The organism is Novosphingobium sp. G106, from assembly GCF_019075875.1.
Classification (GTDB): domain Bacteria; phylum Pseudomonadota; class Alphaproteobacteria; order Sphingomonadales; family Sphingomonadaceae; genus Novosphingobium.
Genome location: NZ_JAHOOZ010000001.1, coordinates 365,767 through 386,776 on the forward strand (window position 1 = coordinate 365,767; position 21,010 = coordinate 386,776).

Below are 21,010 nucleotides of genomic sequence, written 5' to 3' on the forward strand. Positions count from 1 at the left end.
TTACCAATGAAGCACTGCCGACAGGATGGACGCTCTCCTATTGATGCGGCACGTGACGCCGCGCAGTCGGCCAATGGCACCTGCGAGCGGCGGCGCAGGTCTGCGCCGCCGCTGCTGCCTCGATCTTTGAATTAGGACTGAGGCGCGGATTCGGGAGCGGCATTTCTCGCACGGCGCTGCGCTTTGGGTTTGGCGGCCTTGGTATCAGGCTTGGTCGCCGACTTCACCGCTGCAGGCTTCTCCACGGTTTTGGTCGCTGCAGGCTTTGCTGAGGACATCACTTCATCGATCTTTGTTGCGGCTTTGACCGCAGAGACTTTGGTCCCCGGCTTGCGGCCGAGACCGATCTTCTTGGCGAGGCCGCGCCGCATTTCGGCATAGCTCTCGGCCACCATCGGATAGTCGGACTTCAGGCCATAGCGCGCACGATAGTCAGCCGGCGTAAGACCATGACCAGAAAGATGGCGCTTCAACGTCTTATAGGGCTTACCGTCGATCATCGAGATAATGTGATCCTTGGAAGCCAGCGAACGCCGCACCGAAATGGCCGGGACAAATCCAGCGGCAGGTGCTGCCTCTTCAGTCGAAGTGGATCCCGTACCCAGACTTGTAACAGCTCCATGCATCGACTGGAGGAATGCCGGGACTTCCTCGGCCGAAGCTCTCGTGTTGGGATTGGAGAGCCATGCCATCGTGAGTTCAGTCGCCAGTTCGAGAAGGCTGGAATCGGTGGTTTCGTCGGCCATGTTGGGAATTCCTCTCTATTGAAGTTCCGCCATTACTGGCCAATGTATTAACGTCAATGCATAGCCCTTTAGCGATGAGCCCACTCCCGACGTAAATTGGTCGTTGCTATGTGAATTGGCGGAGTGCCCGATGGGGCGCCCTCGCGTTCAAGCGCAAAAACTTCTAGCCGTTTTCATGCGTTACCAAACACTTCTGGCCGAAGAGCGATTTCTTCCTGAGGCCGACGATCACGGCGAGGAGTAATAACTCGCGCCAGTCTCGGGCGTCGCGTACGGCAGCAACCACCGCTCGAACCATGCGAGATTGCGCTCATAGACTGCGAGTTTGTGGCGTGGCTGAACCTTCGCGTGAGGTTCGTCGGGAAAGACGTAAACCTCGGTGGGTGTCTTCGCCTCGGACAGTTTGGCGATCAGCTCGAGATTGTACCGATACTCCTGCTCAGGCAACTGCATGAGGACCGCCGCCCTGATGCGGTCCGTATTCATTGCTGGCGACACTTCTTTCCATCGCGCGGGTGTTTCGTTGGGTGCGCCAAGCCCCCACCATTCGCGCAGTTTCGCATGAGCATCGCGTCCTGGCGCCCCGTTGAACCAATAGTAGGTAGGCTCGAAAAGGACGGATGAGAGCGAAACTGCTCGCAAGAGATTTGAATGCATCGCGACCCATGCGGTTACTTCCCCGCCGAAGCTAAGCCCTCCCATGCCGATCCGTGCGGGGTCGATTGCGCCGCGCCGGCTCAAGTCTTGGGCTATGCTGCTGATTCCCTCCAAGGCAAGACGGTAGTCAGCGACGGCATCGGCCTTCCTGCCGAGATCCTCCTGGGTGACCGCGTTGATGCACAGCACCGCGATCCCGGCATCAACTAGCGCAGCGAGCGGCCATTCGTCGCCGGTCCCACCACGCAAAAAGCCGCGGCACTGATAGTAGGTGATGAACAAGGGCGGCGGAGAACCGGTTTTGCCTGTCGGCGCGACGAATTGGCCGGTGAACATCTGTCCATCTGCTGTGCGCCATTCGATCGGTTTTGCGGCGATAGAAGGCAAGTCCGCGTTGGGCTCGGCGACGATGCGGCGCGCTCGGGTCCCAAGATTGATAGCATCAATACGCGGCGGGCGTGCGGGACCTGCGATCACGCACGCGACCACGGTACGCGCGACAGCGCAGTTCGAAGCGATGCTGCGGCTGCTCCCCATCAGGCCGTCGTCGCTGGCGAGAAGGTCGGAGGCGCCATTTCGGATGTTCCAGCGGAACAGCGATTGCGCCTTGTAGATGTCCGTGATCGTGACAAGCAGCGTCTTTTCGTCTCGAAGCCAGGTCACGCCGCTCACGCGGCCCTTGCCGCAGAGCGCGATTGGACAGGGGTACTCGATTCGATCGGCCACCGATCGAACCCGAAGGCCACTCTTCGGGCCATGCATCGTCAATTCGGCGACAAGGCTTCCATCGCGATTGGGCCGTTGTGCCGCCTCACCGTATTTTGAGGGTGCATCCTGGCTCCACGCCGCGAGCTCTGCGGGGCGGGCGTCTCGCGCGGCGGGCGAGCCAGCGATTGCTATGCGGTACCGATGGGGTGTGCCGCCCAGCAACCCACGCCGGTCGAACCATTCGCCGGACAGTCTCTGCGTCGCGCGGCGTCCATTGATCAGGGCGCCGCGAAAGATCGCTTGCCCCGGTTCGATCGACTTGTCGAAGCGGATGCCTTGGTCATATTCGCGCTGCTCGGCATCGATGATCGCTTGGCGAGTGGCCCCCACCCGGTAGATGAGGGAGCCATCGTCCCGGACCTGAAAGGCGATCACGTCGGCCTCGTCATGCGTCACTTGCTCGGCTTGACTACCCGCCGCCGTCGCGCGCCAGACCTGAACTTGGCCGCCAACGAGGGCGCGATAATAGATCCAGCGCGAATCCCTCGACCACTGGGGAGACTCGAGCGCGAAAGTCTCCCCGTCGAATATTGCCTCGCCGCCGCTCGCCACGCGCGCGGGCTGCCCCCCGGACAGACGCGCGACGAGCCAGGTGGTCGCGATCGCGTTCCCCTCGATCGAGGGGTGCTCTTCGCGGAACGCCAGCCATTTCCCGTCCGGCGATGCCGCGAGACCCGATATGTCGACAAGCTCGACGAGCTGCCGCGAGGTGGGTCCGGCAAGCGCGGGCGACGGAGCGAGGACAAGCGCCACGAGGGCGGCCCCCGTCAGCCTTACCATCGCTTCGTCACCTGCAGCGAGATGACCCGCCCCAGTGGATCGGCATTTTCCGGGTCGTACCCGATGGCCGTGTCGCCATTATAGTATTCGACATAGGGCGGGTCGCGGTCGAACAGATTGGTGGCGCCGAGCGATAGGGTGAGGCCGCCGAGCAAGCCCTGTTTCTGGGGAAGCTCGTAACTAAGCTGCAAGTCGACGGTCGTCCACGAAGAGATCTTCGGCTCGGCTGCGAGCAAGGTATTCCGGTAGTTGCCCGTGTAGTTCACGAACGCGGCAAAGCCAAAGCCATCGCGGCTCCAGGCAAGCCGTCCTCGCAGGCGCAGGTCGATCGGACTTCCCACCGCGTTCACGATGTTTTGCGGACTGCTGGCCGATGTGACGGCTTGGTCGATCCGAAAGATATAGCTGCCATCGACGCCTGCCTGGGCCGCTCCGCCGCCCAGCTGGAAATCGTAGTGCAGGTCGAAATCGAGGCCAGACTGCTTGACCGACGATAGGTTCTGGCGCTGCGCATTGATGATTGCCGTGATGTCCGTTTCCGCGAGGCCGAACGGGTTCGAGAACTCGGGCCTCGTGAAGAGGTCCGCGATTTGGGCAGCGGTCGGCTGCTCGTTGATGATGGGCGCATAGATCGCCCGCTTCTCCAGGAAATTGAACGCGTCGGCTGTTACGTCGGCGATGCGGTCCTTGTAGCTGACGCTGTAGTAGGTCAGCGTAAGGCCAAGGCCGGGTAGGAACTTGGGCTCAAGGTCGAGGCTCGCGGTCCAAGTCGTCGCCCGTTCGGGCCCCATGTTCGGATCGTTGCCCAGAACCAGCAGCACGTTCGAAAATCCGACAGGCTTGCCGCTGTCGGGCAATTGATAGGCGAGATAGCCGTTGTAGATCGGGCCCTGCGCGACCTCCGAGGGAAGCGGGGCCCTGAAGGATTTACCGTAGGTACCGCGCAGGCGGACGCCATCGATCGGTTCCCAGGTCACGCCCACGCGCGGATTGGTCGTTGTCCCGAAGTCGCTGTAGCGCTCGATCCGGCCGGCGAGCGAGAGCGCGAGCTTGTGCAGTCCGCCCCGAGCGTTCTCGTGCGAAAACAGCGGAATGTAGAGTTCGCCGTAGCTGGCAAGAACGTTGCGGCCGCCGGGAAAATCGGTTCGCACCGAGCTGGCCGGCGCGAGCGTCGCCGTATCGAGCGTCTCGGTCGATGTCATTTTCTCCTCACGGTACTCGGTCCCGAAAGCGAGTTTCACGTCGCCGCCGGGAAGCGCAAAGAGCGGACCATCGGCCTTGGCGCTCGCGGACCAGTATTCGTTGCGGGTCCGGTATGCGTAAGAGCCGCGGATGCGGTCGATCGTCGCCGGGTTCGTGTGCGATCCATCGCCCAAGGGATTGAAGGCGCTCGCAGGGTTGGGATCGGCCAGAACCTGGGCCAGCCGCGCGCTATTGCGGACATTGAGAGTCGCCTGGCTGTCTCGCTCCAGACCGTAGATCCCCGTGAACTCGGCCTGCCAAGGTCCGAGTTCGAGTCGGCCTCCGCCTGCTGCGGAAAACACCTTGACCGTGCCGACGCGCAGCGGCTGTCCGAGATCCTTGACGAAGCTGTAGCGCAGGCTGACTGGACGGGCCGTGCCGACAGGATCGACGTAGAAGGGGTTCGTCGTGGGCACCGTGATGGCCGTCTGGGTATCGGCCTGGCTGTAGAGCCGATGGAACTTGCGGCTCGCGTAAAGCGCGTTGCCGAACAGGGTAAAGCCTGCCGCAACCTCTTGCTCCAGCGAGGCATAGGCGGAGTGGCGAGACTGCCGGGGCAGCAGGTCGGCGCCCTCGCGGCTGTCGCGCTTGTTCGATTGCCCGGCAATCAGATCGCTTGGTGACAGGTGTGTGCCGTCCTGTCCCGCGGGAATGGCGAACAGTCGTCCACCCGCGACGATCGTGCCCGGGTTGGCATAGCCGGACCGATAGTCGCCGCCGCCGAATGGCCTCAGATCTTCACGCGCAAAAGCGCGCTTGTCGGTAAGCAGGTTGCCGCGGTGATAGTATTCGTAGGCGACGACGAAATTGCCCGTCTCCCAGGCGCGCCCGAAGATCTGGCTCGCCTGGATCTCGCTGTAGTCGCCGTCCGCAGTGCCGTAGCGCGCGCGCGTCTCAGCACCCTCAAACTTGTTTCTGAGCGCGATGTTCACGACGCCCGCAACGGCATCCGACCCGTAGATGGCGGAGGCGCCATCGGCGAGGACCTCGATATGGTCGATGGCCGTCGTCGGGATCAGGGATATGTCGGTGAACGAGCCGTAGGCCCCTGCCGGCTGCCGGTGACTGTTTACTAGGACCAGCGTCGAGCTGACGCCGAGACCGCGCAGGTTGACGCTCGCGCCGCCCCAGGTCCCGTTCGAAGCCCCGTTGAAGTTGCTGATGCCGAAGGTCGTGTCGCTGACGCCGCCGCCGTAATTCTGCGGCAGCTTCTGCAGCACCTGTTGCACCGTCACGTAGCCTGACTTGTCGAGGTCCGAACGGGTGATCTGCGTCACGCTCGAACCGACGGGGCCGGTCCCGCGGATCTGCGATCCGGTAACGACGATCTCATCTCGCTCGGCCGAAGCGTCTATTTCGGCCGACGAACCTCGCCCCCGGATCAGGATCAATCCTTTGCGGTCGAGGGCAACGAGGCCGGTCCCGCGCAAGAGGAGGTCGACAGCCTCCTTCAAAGTATAGGCGCCATCCAGCCGAGGCGATCGCTTTCCCTCCACTGCGTCCGCCGGGAAAATGATCTGGCCTCCTGAAGCCTGGCCCAGCGAGCGCAGCGCAGTTCCAAGATCCTGCTCCTCGAGATGATATTCCCGCTGTCGTTCGGGCGCCGCGGTTGCCGTTGAAGCCACACCGATTGCCAGGCAGGCAGCCGCCGCCAGAAGTCCCTGAACCCCGACTTTTTTCATTGTCGCCCCCATCTTTTGCGCGCGCCACGAACTGGCGCGGTGGGGCTTCAACGAGGCGAGCACTCAATTTATGAGGGTGGCCTGCAATTTTTCTCCGTGCTCGGCGGACATGTTCGTACCAGCGCGATGCCGTCGGCGTCGGTGACTTGCGCAAGGCCCAGAACATCGGCGATGTTCGCCGCGAGCGTGACGCTTTCGTCCACTCGGAAAGTGCCCGAAATTCGAGCATTCGCGATGTCAGGCGTTGCCACTCTCAGGGGTACGCTTGCGTAGCGGTTGGCGTCAGCGATGACGTCGGCAACGCGCACCCCATCGAAATCCCGAAGGCCGGCCGGCCAGTTCGCGTCCCCGGTCTTGCCCAGAATCGAGATGCGCGGCTGCGCCGATCCGCCGAAACTTAGGGCTTGCCCCGTGACCAGCCGACGAACTGGCTCACCGCGATTTGTCCGTGATTCTACAGCGACCTCGATGGCGCCTTTGAGGAGTCTGACATCCACGCGTCCCCCTACCGTCAGTCCGACGTCGAACACGGTCCCGACAGCTTTCACCGAGCCGCCGCCAGCTGCGACGAGGAACGGACGGGTTTCATGCGCCACTGCAAATCGCGCCCGGCCTCGAACCAACGTAAGATCGCGCCTTTCGATGCTGAACGAGGCGAGCAGAAGGCTGTCCGTGTCGAGTGTGGCAATCGATCCATCGGCCAGTCGGAATTGCCGGATCTCCCCGAACCGGGTGGCCAGACGTTGCTGCGGGACCTCGCCATTTCCCTGCGCGAGCGTAGAGCCAGGTCGGAACGCCTGGTTCGGCGTCAAAACAGCCCAAATCATGACTGCCCCTACGGCAGCGAACGCGAGCAGGGCGGCTATCAAGGCCATCCGACCGATAGTTCCTTTCGGAACTGCCGGCGCGCGCGCGGGGTTGTGGGCAGAGAAGTCCGCGTTCTTCAACGCCTTACCCAGGCTGAATGTCTCGGCGATCCGATTATAGGCCTCGCGGTGGAGTGCGCCTTCGTCGAGCCACGCCTCGAAATCGGCGCGTCGTGCTTCCGCATCCGGGCCGCGCATGACCGCGAACCATTCGGCCGCTTCATCGCGCAGGCTGCCGCGCGAGGCCGGTAAGTCTGAGGCCCGTGTCATCCCCGCTCCAGAGCAGCGTCTATGTAAGCCAGCGCCCGAGCGACATGGTATTGCACCGTGGGAACCGAGATCGCGAGCTTCATTCCGATCTCGCGATAGGTCAGCTCTTCGACCCGGTGAAGCAGGAAGATTTCGCGGGTGCGCTCCGGCAGCTCCGCCAAGGTCCGCCGGTAGATGCGCATGACATCCTCGGCTTCGATCCCGTGCGACTGGTCGGCATCGACAGCCGGCTCGGTGCCCTCGCCGATGGGCAAGTGAAACGCGGCGAGCCGGACTTCCAGGCGCTTGGAGCGATCGTAGAGCAGATTGCGCGCGATGCGTTGCAGGTAGGCTCCGGGCCGAGGCAGGGCCTTTCGAGCCATGAAACCGGCGAGCCTCGCGAAGGCTTCCTGGACGAGGTCGGCCGCCTCGTCGCCCTGTCGCAGTCTAGCGCGAAAGTAGCGGGCGAGGCGGGGAGCTTCCAGCCGGTAGACCTCTTCGAGCGCTGTCGCGTTCCCGGCCGGCGAAAGCTGGATCTCGCTCGCGGTGACGGGCGGCACCGGAGGGTCTTCCGGATCGCGGATCCGGGGTTCGGCATTTGTGGGAGGCATGAAACCGCGTGGCCCTGCGGCCGGCGACGCTGCGCTCCGGCCTGCGCCGGAGCGTCAATCGACTGGGTGATAGCCATGAACGACGCTGCTACACGGAGTTCCGGCCGACCGACCGCCATGGTCGGACGTGTTGATGCCCGGCAGGATGATCCTACAGGTTCGTCACCGGATGTCTCGAACCTGCCCGCGGATCATACCGCAGGCTCCGAGCACCGCAAGAGTCCTCGTGAAACCGAGCGATCAGGCCCGATGATGGAATAGGACGGGTGCTGATGGAACGGCGGCAGCCCTTATCGAGACCTTGCAGCAAATTCCCGGGTGGCGGCTTCCACCGCGTCCATGAAATGGTCGAGCACGGCCTGCATGTCCTCGGTCAGCATGACATTCTGGCGCCGGTGATCACTGGTGTCCGGTGAGCGCGATACGGCGCCAAGCGCTTCAAGCCGGGCTGCCTGGCGATGTGCCGTAGCCGGCGGCCCGCCCGGTGCAAGGCAGGACTGATACACCTGTCTGTTTTCGAGCCGGGCCTCGTAGAGGTCGAGCAGGATTTCCTGATACGCGCTGGGTGAGAGCGCCTTTCGGGCTTCGACTGACAGATTTTTGCCGAACACGGTAACCTGGAGCCGATAAACGCGGAGCAGCCAGCGGCAGATGGCCAGACGCCGCGGTAGGATCGCTTCAGAATCGCCCGACATCGGCACCCTCCGCAGTGTCCGGTATTGCCGCCGCTTCGAAAGTCATGCCACCGTCAGGCGTCCTTCGCGCCAGGCGAGGATAAGCGCTTCCTGGTCGTCACGAAGGCTGTCGACCGCGCCGAGCGATGACCCTTCCGCCTCCAGCAATGTCGACGGGCAGCGCCCCTCGTAGGTGCCGAGATTGGGCCGATGGGCCCGATAACCTGCAAGATCGGCAAGGGGCTGCGACAAGGTCTTGGCGAATTCGGGCGGATAGGCCAGCCAGGGCAGTTCGTACGGTTTCAGCCAGCCCAGGCTGTAGCTGATGATCATCCCCTTTCGCGACAAGGCGGTCGAATTCGCGCCGCCACCGTGGAGAGTCGAGCCGAGGAAGATCAGCGCGTCGCCCGGGTTCATCTCTACGGCAACGGCATCTTCCTCGCCGATCAGCATCTCGTTCTGCCGCCGATGGCTTCCCGGCCAGATCCGTGTCGCGCCATTCTGAGCGGTGTAGGGGGTAAAAGGCCACATCACATTGACCAGATATTCCACCCCTTGTGCATGAATGGGCCACATGTCCTGATCACGGTGCGGCGCCTGGGCTTCACTGTTCGCTTCGATTTCGATGGCCTGGGTCAGGTTAAGTTGAACGCGTTCGCAATGCGGTCCCAGGACTGACTCCACGAGCTCCGTGATGAGCGGTTGAAGCACGAAGTGCTCCGTCCGTAAGGAACGTCGGAGCAACCCATGAAAGCGCTTGGTGCGATTCCCGTAAAATGAGCCAATTGAGTGCGGAGTTATCGCGAAGGTATCTGCAAAATCGTCCGAAATCGCGGTCACTAAAGCGGTCGGGACGACTCCTTTCGCGATGCAGTATCCGTCGTCCAGAAGTTGCCGTGTGAGGGAAGAGGTTTGGTCGTTCGCCCTGATGTCCATGACCCGATCCTCAGCAGTGGGCGGCATCGAGATCGTCGAGCATGACAAGGCGTGACGGCACCCAGGTCCCGGCATCGCGGAGCAGATCCGGTGTCCGAGCCGAAATTTCTATGAGAAGCGCCCCCGTCATGGTTCGGTCCAACTTACGCGGCAGGCCGAGAGGCCTGCAATCCCAACCCAGCGCAAGCACCTGCGAGAGCCAGCCCGAATCTGCGATGCAGGTATAGGCGTTGATTCGGCGAAGCCGGGCATATTCGACGACAGCCGTCGTCAAGGCGTTGCGCACCAGCCTGCGCTCGCTGGCCCGCAGCGATGGAGACAGGCAGCCACGCGTCAGTTCCCAGATGTCCGCGCCCGTGGGGACTTGCCCTTCACACAGGTCCGGGAAGATGTCGCCCAGGATGTGAGGTTCGTTCGTGGGGATCAGTCGGATCGAGCCGCGGTGCGAACCGCGCTCGTCGGTGGAGATGCAATAGACGGTCCGCGGGCCGTCAAACTGATCGATCTCATATTGCCCGTCAATGACGGGCACATCCCATTTACGAAAGTCGACGAATACGCGTTTCCGGTCGCGAAACATTGCATCGAACACGGGGTCGCAGCCCGGCCTTTGCGCGCCTTCGATAATCTGGATCATGGATGCACTCCCCTGTTGAACACAGGGAGTGCATCCACTGAGGTACGGGCTTCCTCATATCCTCTGGCTAGAGGATTGCCTTAGAATCCAAAGATATCGGCGAAAGTGATGTTGCCGTCATAGAGCGCCCGCAACACCATGTAAGCGCGCTGCGCATTGCCGTAGGCGCGGCGCCCGGCTTCGACATGATCGTGCGCCGTCGTCTTTGATATCCTCATAACGGCGGCGATCTCCGCGTCGGTCTTGCCGCGACCGACGAGTATCACGGACTCGCGTTGACGCTCGGTAAGATGCGGCACGGCGTCAGGTTCTTTGCCGTCCATCAATCGCATCAACCTGCGTGCGCATTCGAAAGCAAAAGTCGCTGCCATCTGGGCGAGCGCAAAGTTGTGCGGATGAATGTTCTCGAAGCTGCGGGCGACGAACGAGCAGGTTCCATTGTATTCGCCGGGCTGGTGCACTGGAATTGTGAGACCTTCGATCAGGCCATAGCGCCTGGCGCGCTCGATAATGTTGCGGTGCGGGTCTGTCATGTCGAGGCAGTTTGGGATCTCATCCCAGCGAAATGGCCTCACCATCTTGGCGCTTGCAGCATGGACCGGATCGTCCGCAAAAAAGCGTTTTTCCAAGGACTGTTCGATCCAGTCCGGAGCATAATTTGTCAGCCGGACGGCATTGCCTGGAGGCCGGGTCAGGTCGACGTGATGCCCAAGAGCAAATTGTTCGAAGCCGAGTTGACGGGTGATTTCCATCATGGTGGCTTCTAGGTCGGCAATCTTCACTGCGCCGCGCATCTCCTCAAGATATCGATTGAGATTGAAGGTATCGAGCATGTGAGCACCCCATTTCGCTGATGAACACGTTTCTCCTCCCCCCTCGTCAGGGAGAGCCGTTGCTCAACCGGCGAACTTGCTCTCAAGCGGCCAATCCCGTGACAGTCCCCACCGGGCCGTCTCTTCTAAGATGTCCACTTGAGTAGGCTGTTGTCCTCGCAAATCCAATATCAGTAGAGTGTGGCGACCCTGTCGTAAAAGTATCACAAATCGATCCGCCGTTGCGCGGATAAAATCCCACTTTGGACGATAGAGCCGGTGGATCATCGCCCTGCAGGATGGATCGGTCTTCTTGGGGCAAGCGGCAGAATTTGATCGCCACGGCGTTGCTCGCCTTGAAGCGAAGGAAGGTTGGGGGAGAGGGAGGCAGGCGAATGGAGTTTGCCATGGACAGAACAATCGAGCCCCCCCAGCCGCCAGACCCTTCGCAGCATCGCCTCCGATTTGGCCAAGCAACTTGGCGGCTATCAAACCGGCGCCGGCTTCATGTGCCGGTGTCCCGCTCACGCTGACCGGGAGCCCAGCTTGTCGATCCGGCTCGGAAACTCGGCACTTCTGTTCAAATGCTTTGCAGGCTGCGACACGCTGGACGTCCTGCGCGAGCTGAGGACGATCGATACCCGCGTCTTCGAGACGGTATCGGGGGCCGGCGATGCTTCGCAGATCGCCGCGCGCCAGGACTGGCTGCGTGGTCGCGCCCGCGACCTCTGGGACCAAGCTCGGCCTCTCGGCGGCACACTGGCCCAGGCTTACCTCGAGAGCCGAAGCCTGAACGCGCGAGCGCAAGGGCTTCGATTCGCCCGCCGCGCGCCGCTGGGGCCGCGCCGTTCGGTGATCTACCGGCCGGCGCTGATTGCAGCGCTTCATGATGCGGGCCGGCTAGTCGCTGTTCAGCGCATGTTTTTCGAAGAGGGACTGGGCCAGCTTGCATCGGATCTCGGCAATCCTCGCCGTTTGCTTGGGCGCCCTTTGGGCGGCGCCGTCATTCTTACTCGGGCCTCCGAGGTGCTCGGCCTGGCGGAGGGTGTCGAGACGGCCATGTCGGCGGCTTTGCTCCTCGGTATTCCGGTCTGGGCAACGCTCGGTAGCGAGAGGCTCCCGCACATCACGGTACCCGAAAGCGTTACGCGCCTGCTCATCCTCCCCGACAACGATCGCGCCGGTCGCCTCGGCGCGAGAAAGGCGATGGCGGCCTATGCGCGATCCGGCCGCACTGTCGAGACGGTTTGGCCGCCATCTGGCTTCAACGACTGGAACGATGTCCTGCGCTCCGATGGGGATAGCGCCTTGTCCGCCGTTTGAATTGCCGCCTGTTCGCGCTTTTCTGAACTGCGCAAGTGTCTCGGAAGGTACGGCTGCCGCGGATTCAGGCCGCCGCGGTCCAGGAGGAAAAGGTGGGGGGAGGCTGATGCGGTCGGCTGCCCGATGGTCGGGGGGCGTCCGCATTGGAGAACGCAAATGTCCAATCCCAACATCATCTACGTGCGCGCACTCGACTGCTTCAAGTCGCCGCACAACGTTCGCACCCAAAGCGATGAAGCCGCGGATGCCGAGCTCGAAGCCAATATCGGCGAGACCGGCATGGTCTTGCAGAACCTCATCGGCGTGAAGGTTCCCCGCCAGCGCAACAAGTACGAGATCTACGGCGGCGGCCGGCGTCTCGAGGGGGTTCACCGCAACATCACCAGCGGCAAGCTGCCCGAAGATTTCATGGTCGCCGTGCACGTGCTCAAGTCCGCAGACGATGCCATCCAGATGAGTCTCGTCGAGAACTATCATAGCCTGGCGATGAATCCGGCGGACGAGTGCCGCGCGTTCCAGACGATCATCGAGCGCGAGAACAAGACGCCGGCCGATCTCGCGAAACGGCTCGGCGTCACCGAGAAATTCGTCCTGGGCCGCCTGCGTCTGGCAAACCTGGCAGAGCCCGTTTTTGCCGCTTTGCAGTGCGGTGACATCACGCTCGACGTTGCCAAGGCCTATGCGAGCACCGCCGACACAGATCGCCAGACCAAGGTCTTCGAGCAGCTTGCGGAGTCCTACTACGGTCACAACGTCAACGAGATCCGGCGCAGCCTTGCTGCTGGTTCGTACAAGGGCGCGGACCCCAAGGCTCTATTCGTCGGCCGCGAAGCCTATGAGGTGGCCGGCGGCAGGATCGAGGGCGATCTGTTCTCCGACACTGCGAGCGAGGTCTGGCGCGACGGCGAGATCCTCGACCGCCTGGTCGAGGAGAAGCTTGGCAAGGCCGCAGAGGCCATGCGTCAGCGCGAAGGGGTGCGCGAGGTTCGGACGGTCGCAGCAAGCAGCGTGCCCTACAGCGAGACTTTTCAGCTTGCGCGCGTTACCGGCACACCCGTGCCGATGAGCGAGGAAGCCGAGCGGCGCAAGGCGGAGATCGAAGCGGAGATCGACCAGATCGAGGCCGCGGCGGCCGAAGTCGAAGACTACACCGAAGAACAGTCCGATCGCCTGGAAGCGCTCGAGGAAGAGCTTGGCGGTATCGTCGAGCCGGCCTGTATCGTCAGCGATGAGGAACGCGCCTCGGCGATCGCCTACCTCATAATCGGTCCGGACGGTGAACCCGTCCTCCACGAGCAACTCTACGTCGAGCCGGCGGATTCTGCGGAAGTCGACGGTGAGGGCGAGGACAATGCCGATGGAGGCTCGGGCGATCCGGACGATGAAGACGAAGCTGTCCCTCCCGGTGAGACCTACAGTCAGCGTTTGCGCGACGAACTGGCGATCATGAAGACCGAGCTGCTTGCGCTCCACATCGCGAACGACCCCCCGTTCGCGCTCGATCTCGGCATCTTCATCATGGTCGATGACGCCTGCCGGCTCGGCTACAATGGGATGCCGAGTGAACTCAGGGCAAAGGCGCCAAGCTCGCGTGTTACCGGCTTCGAGAGCCAGACCGCTGCGGCAAATGCCTGGGCCGAGCTCGACAAGGCGCTCGATCGATCCTGGCTCGACCACCGCGAGATCCACGAGCGCTACGACGCGTTCTGCTCGCTCGAGGATGCAGCGCGGGCGGCCTGGCTTGGATGGGCCGTCGCGCGGACGATCCATGCCGTACCTGAAGGCCAGACGGGCAGCACCTTTCTGTCCCACCTCGGCGCCAAGCTCGGGATCGATGTGGCGGCGTGGTGGCGTCCGACCGCGCGCAACTTCTTCGACCGTCTGACGAAGCCCGCAATTCTGAAGCTTCTCGAGGTGATTGGCGGTCCTGCGCTGAAGAGCCGCTACGGTGCCGCGCGCAAGTTCGATCTTGCCGTATCCGCCGAGAAGCTCTTCGCGGGCGATGTCATCGCCGACGTCGACGTTAAGGAGAAGGCCCTGGCCTGGCTGCCGATGTCGATGCGCTTCATCTCTCCAGCCAATATAGACAACGAACTCGTCGAGACCCCCTCGAACGGGACTGTTATCAAAGGTGACGTCGATAAGCCTCAAACTGGCGAGGGTCTGCCCGAGGCTGCCTGATGTGATGGCCGGGATCGCGCTCAATTGGCGCGATCCCGGCTTCAGAAGTTTCGGTTGTTCGGTGCGACGTCCATGTATCGGGCAATGTGGCTTGGCTAGCCAATCGTATATTGTGGCTAGCCAATCTGGATTTGCATGCTATATCTGTGCAAAGGAGATCTGCCGTGGCGCGTGCTGACCAAACGCAATTTAATGTCCGTTCTGCGTTCGCGCGCGCGCGGGCGCACGAACTGGCAAAACTGACAGGCATGACGGCGACTCAGATCGTCGAGGAGGCCTTGCGCGGCTACGTACCTCCGACAGCTGCTGCAAAGGTTAGCGGCCTCGTCAAACGCGGACCTATTTTGGTCAAGCCAGCAGGCAGTAAAGTCATCAGCGCTGCAGAAGCCGAGGCTGCGCTGGACGCCGCTCGAGAGCGCGGTCATGGCGATTGATGCGCTGCTCGACAGCAACGTAATCATCGCGGTAGTCGCCGAAGCGCACGAGCATCACGCACTTTCATTGGGATTGTTCACGTGCGAGAGCGAGCGAAGCTTCGCGGTCTCAGCGCACAGCTACGCGGAGGCGTATTCCACGCTGACCCGCAAAGGCGAACACGCCCCCTTTCGATTTTCGCCGGACGAGGCTTGGGCTGCGCTCGAAAGCGTTCGCGCGGCAACGATTCTCATTGGCCTGACGCCGTCGCAAACGTTCGATACCGTGCGAAGCTATGCGCAAGGCGGCGGCATTGGGGCGAGGCTTTACGACCGTCTGATCGGTGAGGTCGCTATTTCGCACGGTCTGTCGGCGATCGTGACTTGGAATACCGGTCACATGCGAAGTCTCTTTCCTGCTCTGCGGGTCACAACACCACGAGACTTCTCTCATGCGCCGAATTGAGTAGCAGGGGGCCGGACCGGGTAGCAGGCCAGCTTTCCACTACCACAAGGACCGGCTTCTCGATGTTGACCTGCTTTTCCTGCATTTCAACAGTCCTGGCGCCACCTTCCGGCTAAACCCAGCCGAGCAGTCGGAGAGAAAGAGGGAATGAGCTCGGCCAGGACGCGTGTGTCCTCGCTCAAGCAGGAGCTCAGCCATGAACCTTTCGCTCTTCCCCGAACCTGATGTCGATCTCGCTGGCGACGACGCCCGTGCCACCTTGCTCATGAACGTCGCGCGCGCTCTCGCCGACCGGCTCGCCAGCGGTACGCCTGTGTCGCGCCAGCTGCTCAAAACCCTTATTTCCCACGCGCTGGGTGGTTCCGACGCCTGCGGCGACTGGTCAATGCGCGAGGCGTACGACGCGCTCGAAGCGGCGCAGGTCCTGTTGATGCTGCGCGAGGGCGGCGCGCGCTTCGATTCTTCCGATCCCGCAGCCGCACTCGCGGCGCACCAGCGGCTCTTGGCGCTCCTGCCGACGCAGACCTACCGCAGCGAAAATCAGGTCGACCTCCAGCAATTCTCGACACCGATCGACCTCGCCTGGATGGCAACCCGCGCCGCGCGGCTCCAAGCGGTGGATACCGTGCTCGAACCCTCCGCTGGCACGGGCATGCTTGCAGTTCACGCGCGGCAGCAAGGCGCGGCGTTGTTCCTCAACGAACGCGATCCCGCTCGCGCTGCCTTGTTGGCACAGGTCCTTGGGGCTGAGGTCTCGCGTCACGATGCCGAATTCATCGACGACAATCTGGGTGAAGGGGCCAGGCCCAGCGTCGTTCTCATCAATCCGCCGTTTTCGCGGAGCGAGAGCCGCGGTCGCGACCGGCACGCGGGAGCCCGCCATCTCCGCTCCGCCCTGATGCGCCTTGCGTCCGGCGGCCGCTGCGTGGCGATCATGTCGCCCGCTTTCGCTAAGGGCGGGACAGACGCCCGCGGCTACGAGGCCGTGGCCGAGATCGCAGTGCCGCGCTGGGAGATGACCCTTGGTGGTCAGCCCTTTGCCAAGCATGGCACCGGAATTGCTGTCCGCCTTCTCGTGTACGACAAGGGCTGGTCCGGGCCTTCCGAGACTTACACGGCGCAGTCGCTGAAGTCCGCATTGCCGCTGATCGAGGCGATCCCTGAACGCCTGGAACTGGGCGACAGCGTCGCGATCGTGCGCCTTGTTCCTGTGCCGCGGCCGGTGCTCTCAAAGCCCGCTGCTGCGGTGAGCCTCCTCGCGGGACTGGGCTCCCGGCGGCCTGCGGCCCCGCCGCCCAAGCCGGTCATAAGCGATGTGGCCGAACCGCTCGTCTTCGAGGCCCTAGAGGAGCCGCCGGCGCATGGCGACCCGGTCGGAGTCTATGTGCCCTGGCGGCTGACGCGCTTCGCTTTGCCTGAGCCCAAGCCGCACCCCGACCAGCTCGTCGAATCCATGGCGATGTCGTCGATCCTTCCGCCTGCGGCCATCTATCGACCGACCTTGCCGCCGTGCGCGGTCGCGACGCTCTCCGACGCGCAGCTCGAGACGGTTATCTATGCGGGGCAAGCCTTCTCCCGCGATCTGCCCGGACGCTTTTTGCCGAACGAGGCGGGGACACTGCTCCGCGCCGATGCGGAAGGTCACGTCTATCGTGCAGGCTTCATGGTCGGCGACGGGACCGGCGTCGGAAAGGGTCGGCAGATCGCCGCCTGCATTCTCGACCGATGGTGCCAGGGGCAGCGCCGAGCCGTATGGATCTCGAAAAGTGCCGCGCTTCTGGAAGACGCGCGCCGTGATTGGAGCGCTCTGGGTGGGCTCGCCATCGACGTCCAGCCGCTCGATGCCTTCACGCTTGGTAGTTCCATTCCCATGGACAGAGGCATCCTCTTCCTGACCTTCGCGACCCTGCGCTCACAGCGCGACGATGTTCAGTCACGCCTCCAGCAGATCCTGTCCTGGCTTGGCGCCGACTTCGACGGTGTCATCGCTTTCGACGAGGCTCACGAACTCGCCAACGCGGCCGGCACGGAAACCAAATTCGGGACGCAGAAAGGCTCTGAGCAGGGCCTCGCGGGCGTGCGTCTGCAGAATCTGCTCCCGCGCGCCTGCATCCTCTACAACAGCGCGACGGGGGCCACGGATCCTGCAAACCTCTGCTACGCGAGCCGCCTCGGTCTTTGGGGCAATGCCGCCTTCGAAACCCGCGAGGCTTTCATGTCCGCGATCGGCGAGGGCGGCATCGCCGCCATGGAAATCGTCGCTCGAGACTTGAAGGCGCTAGGACACTACACAGCCCGGGCTTTGACCTTTCAGGGCGTCGAATACGACCCACTCGAGCACAGGCTCTCACCCGAGCAGATTGCGATTTACGACGCCTATGCCGATGGCTGGGCGATCATTCATCGCAACCTTCACGAGGTGCTTGCCGCCACGAACATCGTCGACCGCTTCAGCGGCAAGGCGCTCAATGCCCAGGCCAAGGGAGCGGCGCTGTCGCGCTTCGAAAGCGCCAAGCAGCGCTTTTTCGGTCAGCTCCTCATCGCGATGAAGCTTCCTACCCTGCTTGCGGCGATCGAGAAGGACGTCGGCGAAGGACGGCACGTCGTGGTGCAATTGGTGACCACCTCGGAGGCTATACTGCATCGCCATCTTGCAACTCTTTCGGCCGATGAGCGCGCGCAGCTCGACATCGAGCTCAGCCCGCGCGAGTACATGATCCAGTATCTCGAAAACGCCTTCCCGACGCGCCAGATGAAGGTCTTCAAGGGGCCCGATGACGAGCCGCGATCCGAGCTGATGGTCGACGAGGCCGGCAATCCGATCCATTCAAAGGAGGCCTTGCGCCGCCGGGGCGAGCTTATCGAGCAGCTCTGTGCCCTGCCGGCGATCCCCGGCGCGCTCGACGAACTCATACGCCACTTCGGCACCGATTCGGTCGCGGAAGTCACGGGCCGAACGCGGCGGCTCGTGCCGGATGTAGCGGGCCGCCAGCGTGTAGACCGGCGCACGGCGCGCAGCAATCTCGTCGAGGCCGAGGCCTTCATGACGGGCGAGAAACGCATCCTCGTCTTCTCGGACGCCGGCGGTACCGGCCGCTCCTACCATGCGGATCGCAACTGTCCGACCGCCGACCGCAGGCGCGTCCACTATCTGCTCGAGCCCGGATGGAGGGCCTCGTCCGCGATTCAGGGGCTCGGGCGGACCAATCGCACCAACCAGGCATCCGCGCCGATATTCCGGCCCGTGACCACAGACTGCCGCGGCGAGCGCCGGTTCATCAGCACGATCGCGCGGCGCCTTGACAGCCTCGGCGCGCTGACACGGGGACAACGCCAGACGGGCGGGCAGAACCTGTTCGATCCGGCGGACAATCTCGAAAGCGACTACGCCCGGGATGCGCTCTCGCAATGGTACTCGCTGCTTTACCGGGGCAAGCTCGCGAGCACGTCGCTGACCGAGTTCACCGAGATGACCGGGCTCAAGCTCATCGCCGACGATGGCGGCGCGCTCCTCGATGACCTGCCGCCCATCCAACGCTGGCTCAACCGGCTGCTCGCGCTTCGAATCGGCACGCAGAACGCGATCTTCGAGGAGTATCTCGCGCTGATCGAGGCACGGATCGACGCCGCGCGCGAACGCGGCACGCTCGATGTCGGTGTCGAGACCATCGCGGTCGAGAAGATCGAAGTGCTGGACGAGCAGGTGCTCCGGCGCGACCCGGCGAGCGGGGCCGAAACAAGGCTGGCACGCCTCGCCCTTCACCGGCGGCGGCGCGCGAGGTCCCTGGCGGATGTCCTCGCCGGTTGGAGCGGTTCGGACAGGACCGCCTATTTGCGCAACACGCGGTCCGGCCGCATCGCCTTGCGGGCGCCCTCCTGGTCGATCCTCGACAATGACGGAGAGGCGATCCAGGTCTGGGAGTTGATCCGGCCGGGCGGATCGGAGCGCATCCGCGAAACGCGCCTCGCCGAAAGCAGTTGGACCGAAACCGATGAGGCTACCTTTCACGAGCTGTGGTCGGCCGAGTGCGCGGAGATCGAGGGACGGGTCGAGGTCGATACGATCAATATCGCCACGGGCCTGCTCCTGCCGGTGTGGAACCGTCTGCCCGACGACGATCTGCGCGTCTGGCGGATCTGCGACAATGCTGGCATCTCGATGCTCGGGCGGATCATATCGCCGGCGGGCTTCGAGAAAGTGGCCCAGGCCTTCGGTGTGGCGATGGCGATTTCGCTTTCGCCAGCCGAGCTGGTCGACGGCGCGCGGGGCGGCGGCGGCGTCGCCGTACCCTACCTGCCGCCGGCGCGCCTCGTGCGCTCCTACGTCAACGAAGACGTTCGGCTCGAGATCAGGGATTTTCCTGCAAGTCGGCTCGCCTGGCTCAAGTCGCTCGGTTGCTTCACCGAGATCATCGCCTACAAGACGCGGCTCTTCGTACCGATCAATCGCGGTGTCGAAATTCTGGCGCTGATCGAGGCTGCGATGTCCGATCTCGGCGCGGCCGCCTGAGCGGAGGTTCCGCAGGTGCTAGCGCTGGCACCGTGAGACGGCGAAGGGGAGCGGGAAGGGGTAGGGCGCCGGCGATCGGCCGGTGATCCGATGGAGGCAGTCATGCCCGATCCCACTTCCCGCACCATTCCGCGCCCGATCGATGAGGCGCTCATCGAGCAGTTCAACCGTGAGCTCGGCGCGTTGTCGTCGCCGGCGCGCGTGGCCTTGCCGAACACCAACCTCGCCGAGCATATGATCGAACTGCAGGACGACGAAGGTTGCCTCGTTGGCTTCATCCCGGCCGACACCGCGCCGCGAATGGCGGCGATCGCCTACCGCCTCTACGGACAGGCCTTCAATCGCGGCGTGCGTGCCGGCGAAGAGGCGGCCTGGGCAAAGCTGCGTCACCTGGTCGGCGCGGCTGCCGCTGAACGCTGATCGGGCGCTCCAGCAGGGGTAATCTCGCCCATCACTTCCACCATCATGACGGGAGGGCCTAATGGCTGACCGTGTTTCTGCCTCGATCAAGCTGGGCGGGGTCCTGCCGCGCAGCTGGATCGCCAAACTTCTCGAAGTAATCGCTGCCGAACGCCTGTCCACCGAGTGGGACGGCGCCCCGTTCAGCGCCGACCAGATCCCGAGCGACGCGCCGATCGAACTCTTCGCCCAAGAGGTTGCCGGCGGCAGCTTCTACGAACTCGAGTACTTTTGCATATCGCACGCTCTTCCTTTTGTGCGCTGGTGTGATGGGTACAGCGGCGGATGGAGCCCCGAGCGCCAGGTCTTCAACGGAGTGAACGAGCCGCAATCCTATAGGGTCACCGAAAGCGACCAAGTCGTGATCACGCGGGCCGAGGCCCGCTCGCTCGGTTCGCTGGCCGCCATCGAGGCGCATTTCGCCGCCTCGGAGCTCGATATCCCCCCCGCTTACCTTCACCGAACAGGAGACCTGCCGTGGCTGACACCTACGTTCAAACCTGCTTCGCGTTCGACTGCACGGCCTCGGAATGGGCTTTGCTCCAGCAAGCGTTTCTTCTCAGCCTCGACCTCAATTTGGAGGCCGAGCCGGAGGAGATGTCTTCAGACTTTAGGGCTGTCTTCCCGCCGACTGGCGGCGATCCTTGGTCAGGCTTTCGGGAACTCTTCGACGATCCCGATTACCCGGACTTCGGCGCCGACCTCGCCGGCGGTGAAACCCCCGACGAAGCGCGCTGGCAGGCGATCATTTCAGCCGAAGTCAGTTTTGACCCGGCGGCAGTGTCCCGTCTGATCCAGCGCTGCTGCGCCGAAACGCTGTCTTCGGGACCCATCGGCTTCGAATGGAGCATCTCCTGCTCGCGCCAGCGTATCGATGAATTCGGTGGTGGCTGGTGTGCAGTCTTTGCCGACCGGATCGAGCTGGAGGGCACCCACGAGGCCCTTCGGGCGGCCCTGTTGGGAGAGACGCACGATCGCCGGGTCTGAACCGAAGACCT

Annotated in this window: 16 protein-coding genes and 1 pseudogene; 7 read left to right on the forward strand and 10 right to left on the reverse strand. The window is 63.2% G+C overall.

All coding sequences use genetic code 11. The features are described 5' to 3' along the window. Positions 1-287: 287 nt before the first annotated feature. The 9 genes and pseudogenes from KRR38_RS01650 to KRR38_RS01690 all read right to left on the reverse strand — a co-directional run. A pseudogene (locus tag KRR38_RS01650) lies at positions 288-746 on the reverse strand (MucR family transcriptional regulator); the annotation flags it as partial. 228 nt (positions 747-974) lie between these two features. Beyond that, positions 975-2,951: an Atxe2 family lasso peptide isopeptidase gene (locus tag KRR38_RS01655; RefSeq protein WP_217397994.1), complete on the reverse strand. Its 1,977-nt coding sequence runs from the start codon at positions 2,949-2,951 to the stop codon at positions 975-977. After that, positions 2,945-5,875: a TonB-dependent receptor gene (locus KRR38_RS01660; RefSeq protein WP_217397996.1), complete on the reverse strand. Its 2,931-nt coding sequence runs from the start codon at positions 5,873-5,875 to the stop codon at positions 2,945-2,947. The genes KRR38_RS01655 and KRR38_RS01660 overlap by 7 nt, the downstream gene beginning before the upstream one ends. Before the next feature lie 68 nt (positions 5,876-5,943). Beyond that, the gene (locus tag KRR38_RS01665; RefSeq protein WP_256449389.1) at positions 5,944-7,011 is read right to left on the reverse strand and encodes a FecR domain-containing protein; all 1,068 of its coding nucleotides are present in this window, start codon (positions 7,009-7,011) and stop codon (positions 5,944-5,946) included. Further along, positions 7,008-7,601, reverse strand: coding sequence for an RNA polymerase sigma factor (locus KRR38_RS01670; protein ID WP_217397998.1), 594 nt, complete (start codon positions 7,599-7,601; stop codon positions 7,008-7,010). The genes KRR38_RS01665 and KRR38_RS01670 overlap by 4 nt, the downstream gene beginning before the upstream one ends. 290 nt (positions 7,602-7,891) lie before the next feature. Next, positions 7,892-8,296, reverse strand: a complete 405-nt coding sequence (locus tag KRR38_RS01675) for a hypothetical protein (protein WP_217398000.1) — start codon at positions 8,294-8,296, stop codon at positions 7,892-7,894. Between the two features lie 42 nt (positions 8,297-8,338). Beyond that, a complete protein-coding gene (locus KRR38_RS01680; RefSeq protein WP_217398002.1) occupies positions 8,339-9,211 on the reverse strand; it encodes a phytanoyl-CoA dioxygenase family protein in 873 nt (290 codons plus the stop codon). A gap of 10 nt (positions 9,212-9,221) precedes the next feature. Continuing rightward, positions 9,222-9,848 carry an acyl-homoserine-lactone synthase gene (locus tag KRR38_RS01685; protein WP_217398004.1) on the reverse strand — a complete coding sequence of 209 codons (627 nt, stop codon included), beginning with the start codon at positions 9,846-9,848 and terminating at the stop codon, positions 9,222-9,224. Between the two features lie 80 nt (positions 9,849-9,928). After that, positions 9,929-10,681, reverse strand: a complete 753-nt coding sequence (locus KRR38_RS01690) for an autoinducer binding domain-containing protein (protein WP_217398006.1) — start codon at positions 10,679-10,681, stop codon at positions 9,929-9,931. 525 nt (positions 10,682-11,206) lie between these two features. Here KRR38_RS01690 and KRR38_RS01695 point away from each other — a divergent pair. The 6 genes from KRR38_RS01695 to KRR38_RS35770 all read left to right on the forward strand — a co-directional run bounded on the left by KRR38_RS01695 (position 11,207) and on the right by KRR38_RS35770 (position 19,973). Beyond that, complete coding sequence (locus KRR38_RS01695) at positions 11,207-11,983, forward strand: toprim domain-containing protein (RefSeq protein WP_254514605.1); 777 nt, start codon at positions 11,207-11,209, stop codon at positions 11,981-11,983. Positions 11,984-12,139: 156 nt separating this feature from the next. Next, complete coding sequence (locus KRR38_RS01700) at positions 12,140-14,164, forward strand: ParB/RepB/Spo0J family partition protein (protein WP_217398008.1); 2,025 nt, start codon at positions 12,140-12,142, stop codon at positions 14,162-14,164. A 164-nt stretch (positions 14,165-14,328) separates the two neighbouring features. Further along, the gene (locus tag KRR38_RS01705) at positions 14,329-14,598 is read left to right on the forward strand and encodes a type II toxin-antitoxin system VapB family antitoxin (RefSeq protein ID WP_217398010.1); all 270 of its coding nucleotides are present in this window, start codon (positions 14,329-14,331) and stop codon (positions 14,596-14,598) included. Further along, positions 14,588-15,043, forward strand: coding sequence for a PIN domain-containing protein (locus KRR38_RS01710; protein WP_217398012.1), 456 nt, complete (start codon positions 14,588-14,590; stop codon positions 15,041-15,043). Before KRR38_RS01705 ends, KRR38_RS01710 begins: the two co-directional genes overlap by 11 nt. Positions 15,044-15,239: 196 nt before the next feature. Beyond that, positions 15,240-19,553, forward strand: coding sequence for a strawberry notch-like NTP hydrolase domain-containing protein (locus tag KRR38_RS01715; RefSeq protein WP_217398015.1), 4,314 nt, complete (start codon positions 15,240-15,242; stop codon positions 19,551-19,553). 102 nt (positions 19,554-19,655) lie between these two features. Beyond that, the gene (locus KRR38_RS35770) at positions 19,656-19,973 is read left to right on the forward strand and encodes a hypothetical protein (RefSeq protein WP_254514606.1); all 318 of its coding nucleotides are present in this window, start codon (positions 19,656-19,658) and stop codon (positions 19,971-19,973) included. A gap of 58 nt (positions 19,974-20,031) precedes the next feature. On the opposite strand, the gene KRR38_RS01725 is transcribed toward KRR38_RS35770, so the two are convergent. Continuing rightward, the gene (locus KRR38_RS01725; RefSeq protein ID WP_217398018.1) at positions 20,032-20,430 is read right to left on the reverse strand and encodes a hypothetical protein; all 399 of its coding nucleotides are present in this window, start codon (positions 20,428-20,430) and stop codon (positions 20,032-20,034) included. A 59-nt stretch (positions 20,431-20,489) separates the two neighbouring features. On the opposite strand from KRR38_RS01725, the gene KRR38_RS01730 reads away from it, so the two are divergent. After that, positions 20,490-20,999 (forward strand): hypothetical protein, encoded by a 510-nt coding sequence (locus KRR38_RS01730; protein WP_217398019.1) that lies wholly within the window; start codon positions 20,490-20,492, stop codon positions 20,997-20,999. Positions 21,000-21,010 lie beyond the last annotated feature (11 nt).

Bases quoted from the DNA above. Each gene is read 5' to 3' on its own strand.
- KRR38_RS01655 (WP_217397994.1), bottom strand. From the start codon at position 2,951: ATGGTAAGGCTGACGGGGGCCGCCCTCGTGGCGCTTGTCCTCGCTCCG.
- KRR38_RS01660 (WP_217397996.1), bottom strand. From the start codon at position 5,875: ATGAAAAAAGTCGGGGTTCAGGGACTTCTGGCGGCGGCTGCCTGCCTG.
- KRR38_RS01665 (WP_256449389.1), bottom strand. From the start codon at position 7,011: ATGACACGGGCCTCAGACTTACCGGCCTCGCGCGGCAGCCTGCGCGAT.
- KRR38_RS01670 (WP_217397998.1), bottom strand. From the start codon at position 7,601: ATGCCTCCCACAAATGCCGAACCCCGGATCCGCGATCCGGAAGACCCT.
- KRR38_RS01675 (WP_217398000.1), bottom strand. From the start codon at position 8,296: ATGTCGGGCGATTCTGAAGCGATCCTACCGCGGCGTCTGGCCATCTGC.
- KRR38_RS01680 (WP_217398002.1), bottom strand. From the start codon at position 9,211: ATGGACATCAGGGCGAACGACCAAACCTCTTCCCTCACACGGCAACTT.
- KRR38_RS01685 (WP_217398004.1), bottom strand. From the start codon at position 9,848: ATGATCCAGATTATCGAAGGCGCGCAAAGGCCGGGCTGCGACCCCGTG.
- KRR38_RS01690 (WP_217398006.1), bottom strand. From the start codon at position 10,681: ATGCTCGATACCTTCAATCTCAATCGATATCTTGAGGAGATGCGCGGC.
- KRR38_RS01700 (WP_217398008.1), top strand. From the start codon at position 12,140: ATGTCCAATCCCAACATCATCTACGTGCGCGCACTCGACTGCTTCAAG.
- KRR38_RS01710 (WP_217398012.1), top strand. From the start codon at position 14,588: ATGGCGATTGATGCGCTGCTCGACAGCAACGTAATCATCGCGGTAGTC.
- KRR38_RS01715 (WP_217398015.1), top strand. From the start codon at position 15,240: ATGAACCTTTCGCTCTTCCCCGAACCTGATGTCGATCTCGCTGGCGAC.
- KRR38_RS35770 (WP_254514606.1), top strand. From the start codon at position 19,656: ATGCCCGATCCCACTTCCCGCACCATTCCGCGCCCGATCGATGAGGCG.
- KRR38_RS01725 (WP_217398018.1), bottom strand. From the start codon at position 20,430: ATGCGCCTCGATGGCGGCCAGCGAACCGAGCGAGCGGGCCTCGGCCCG.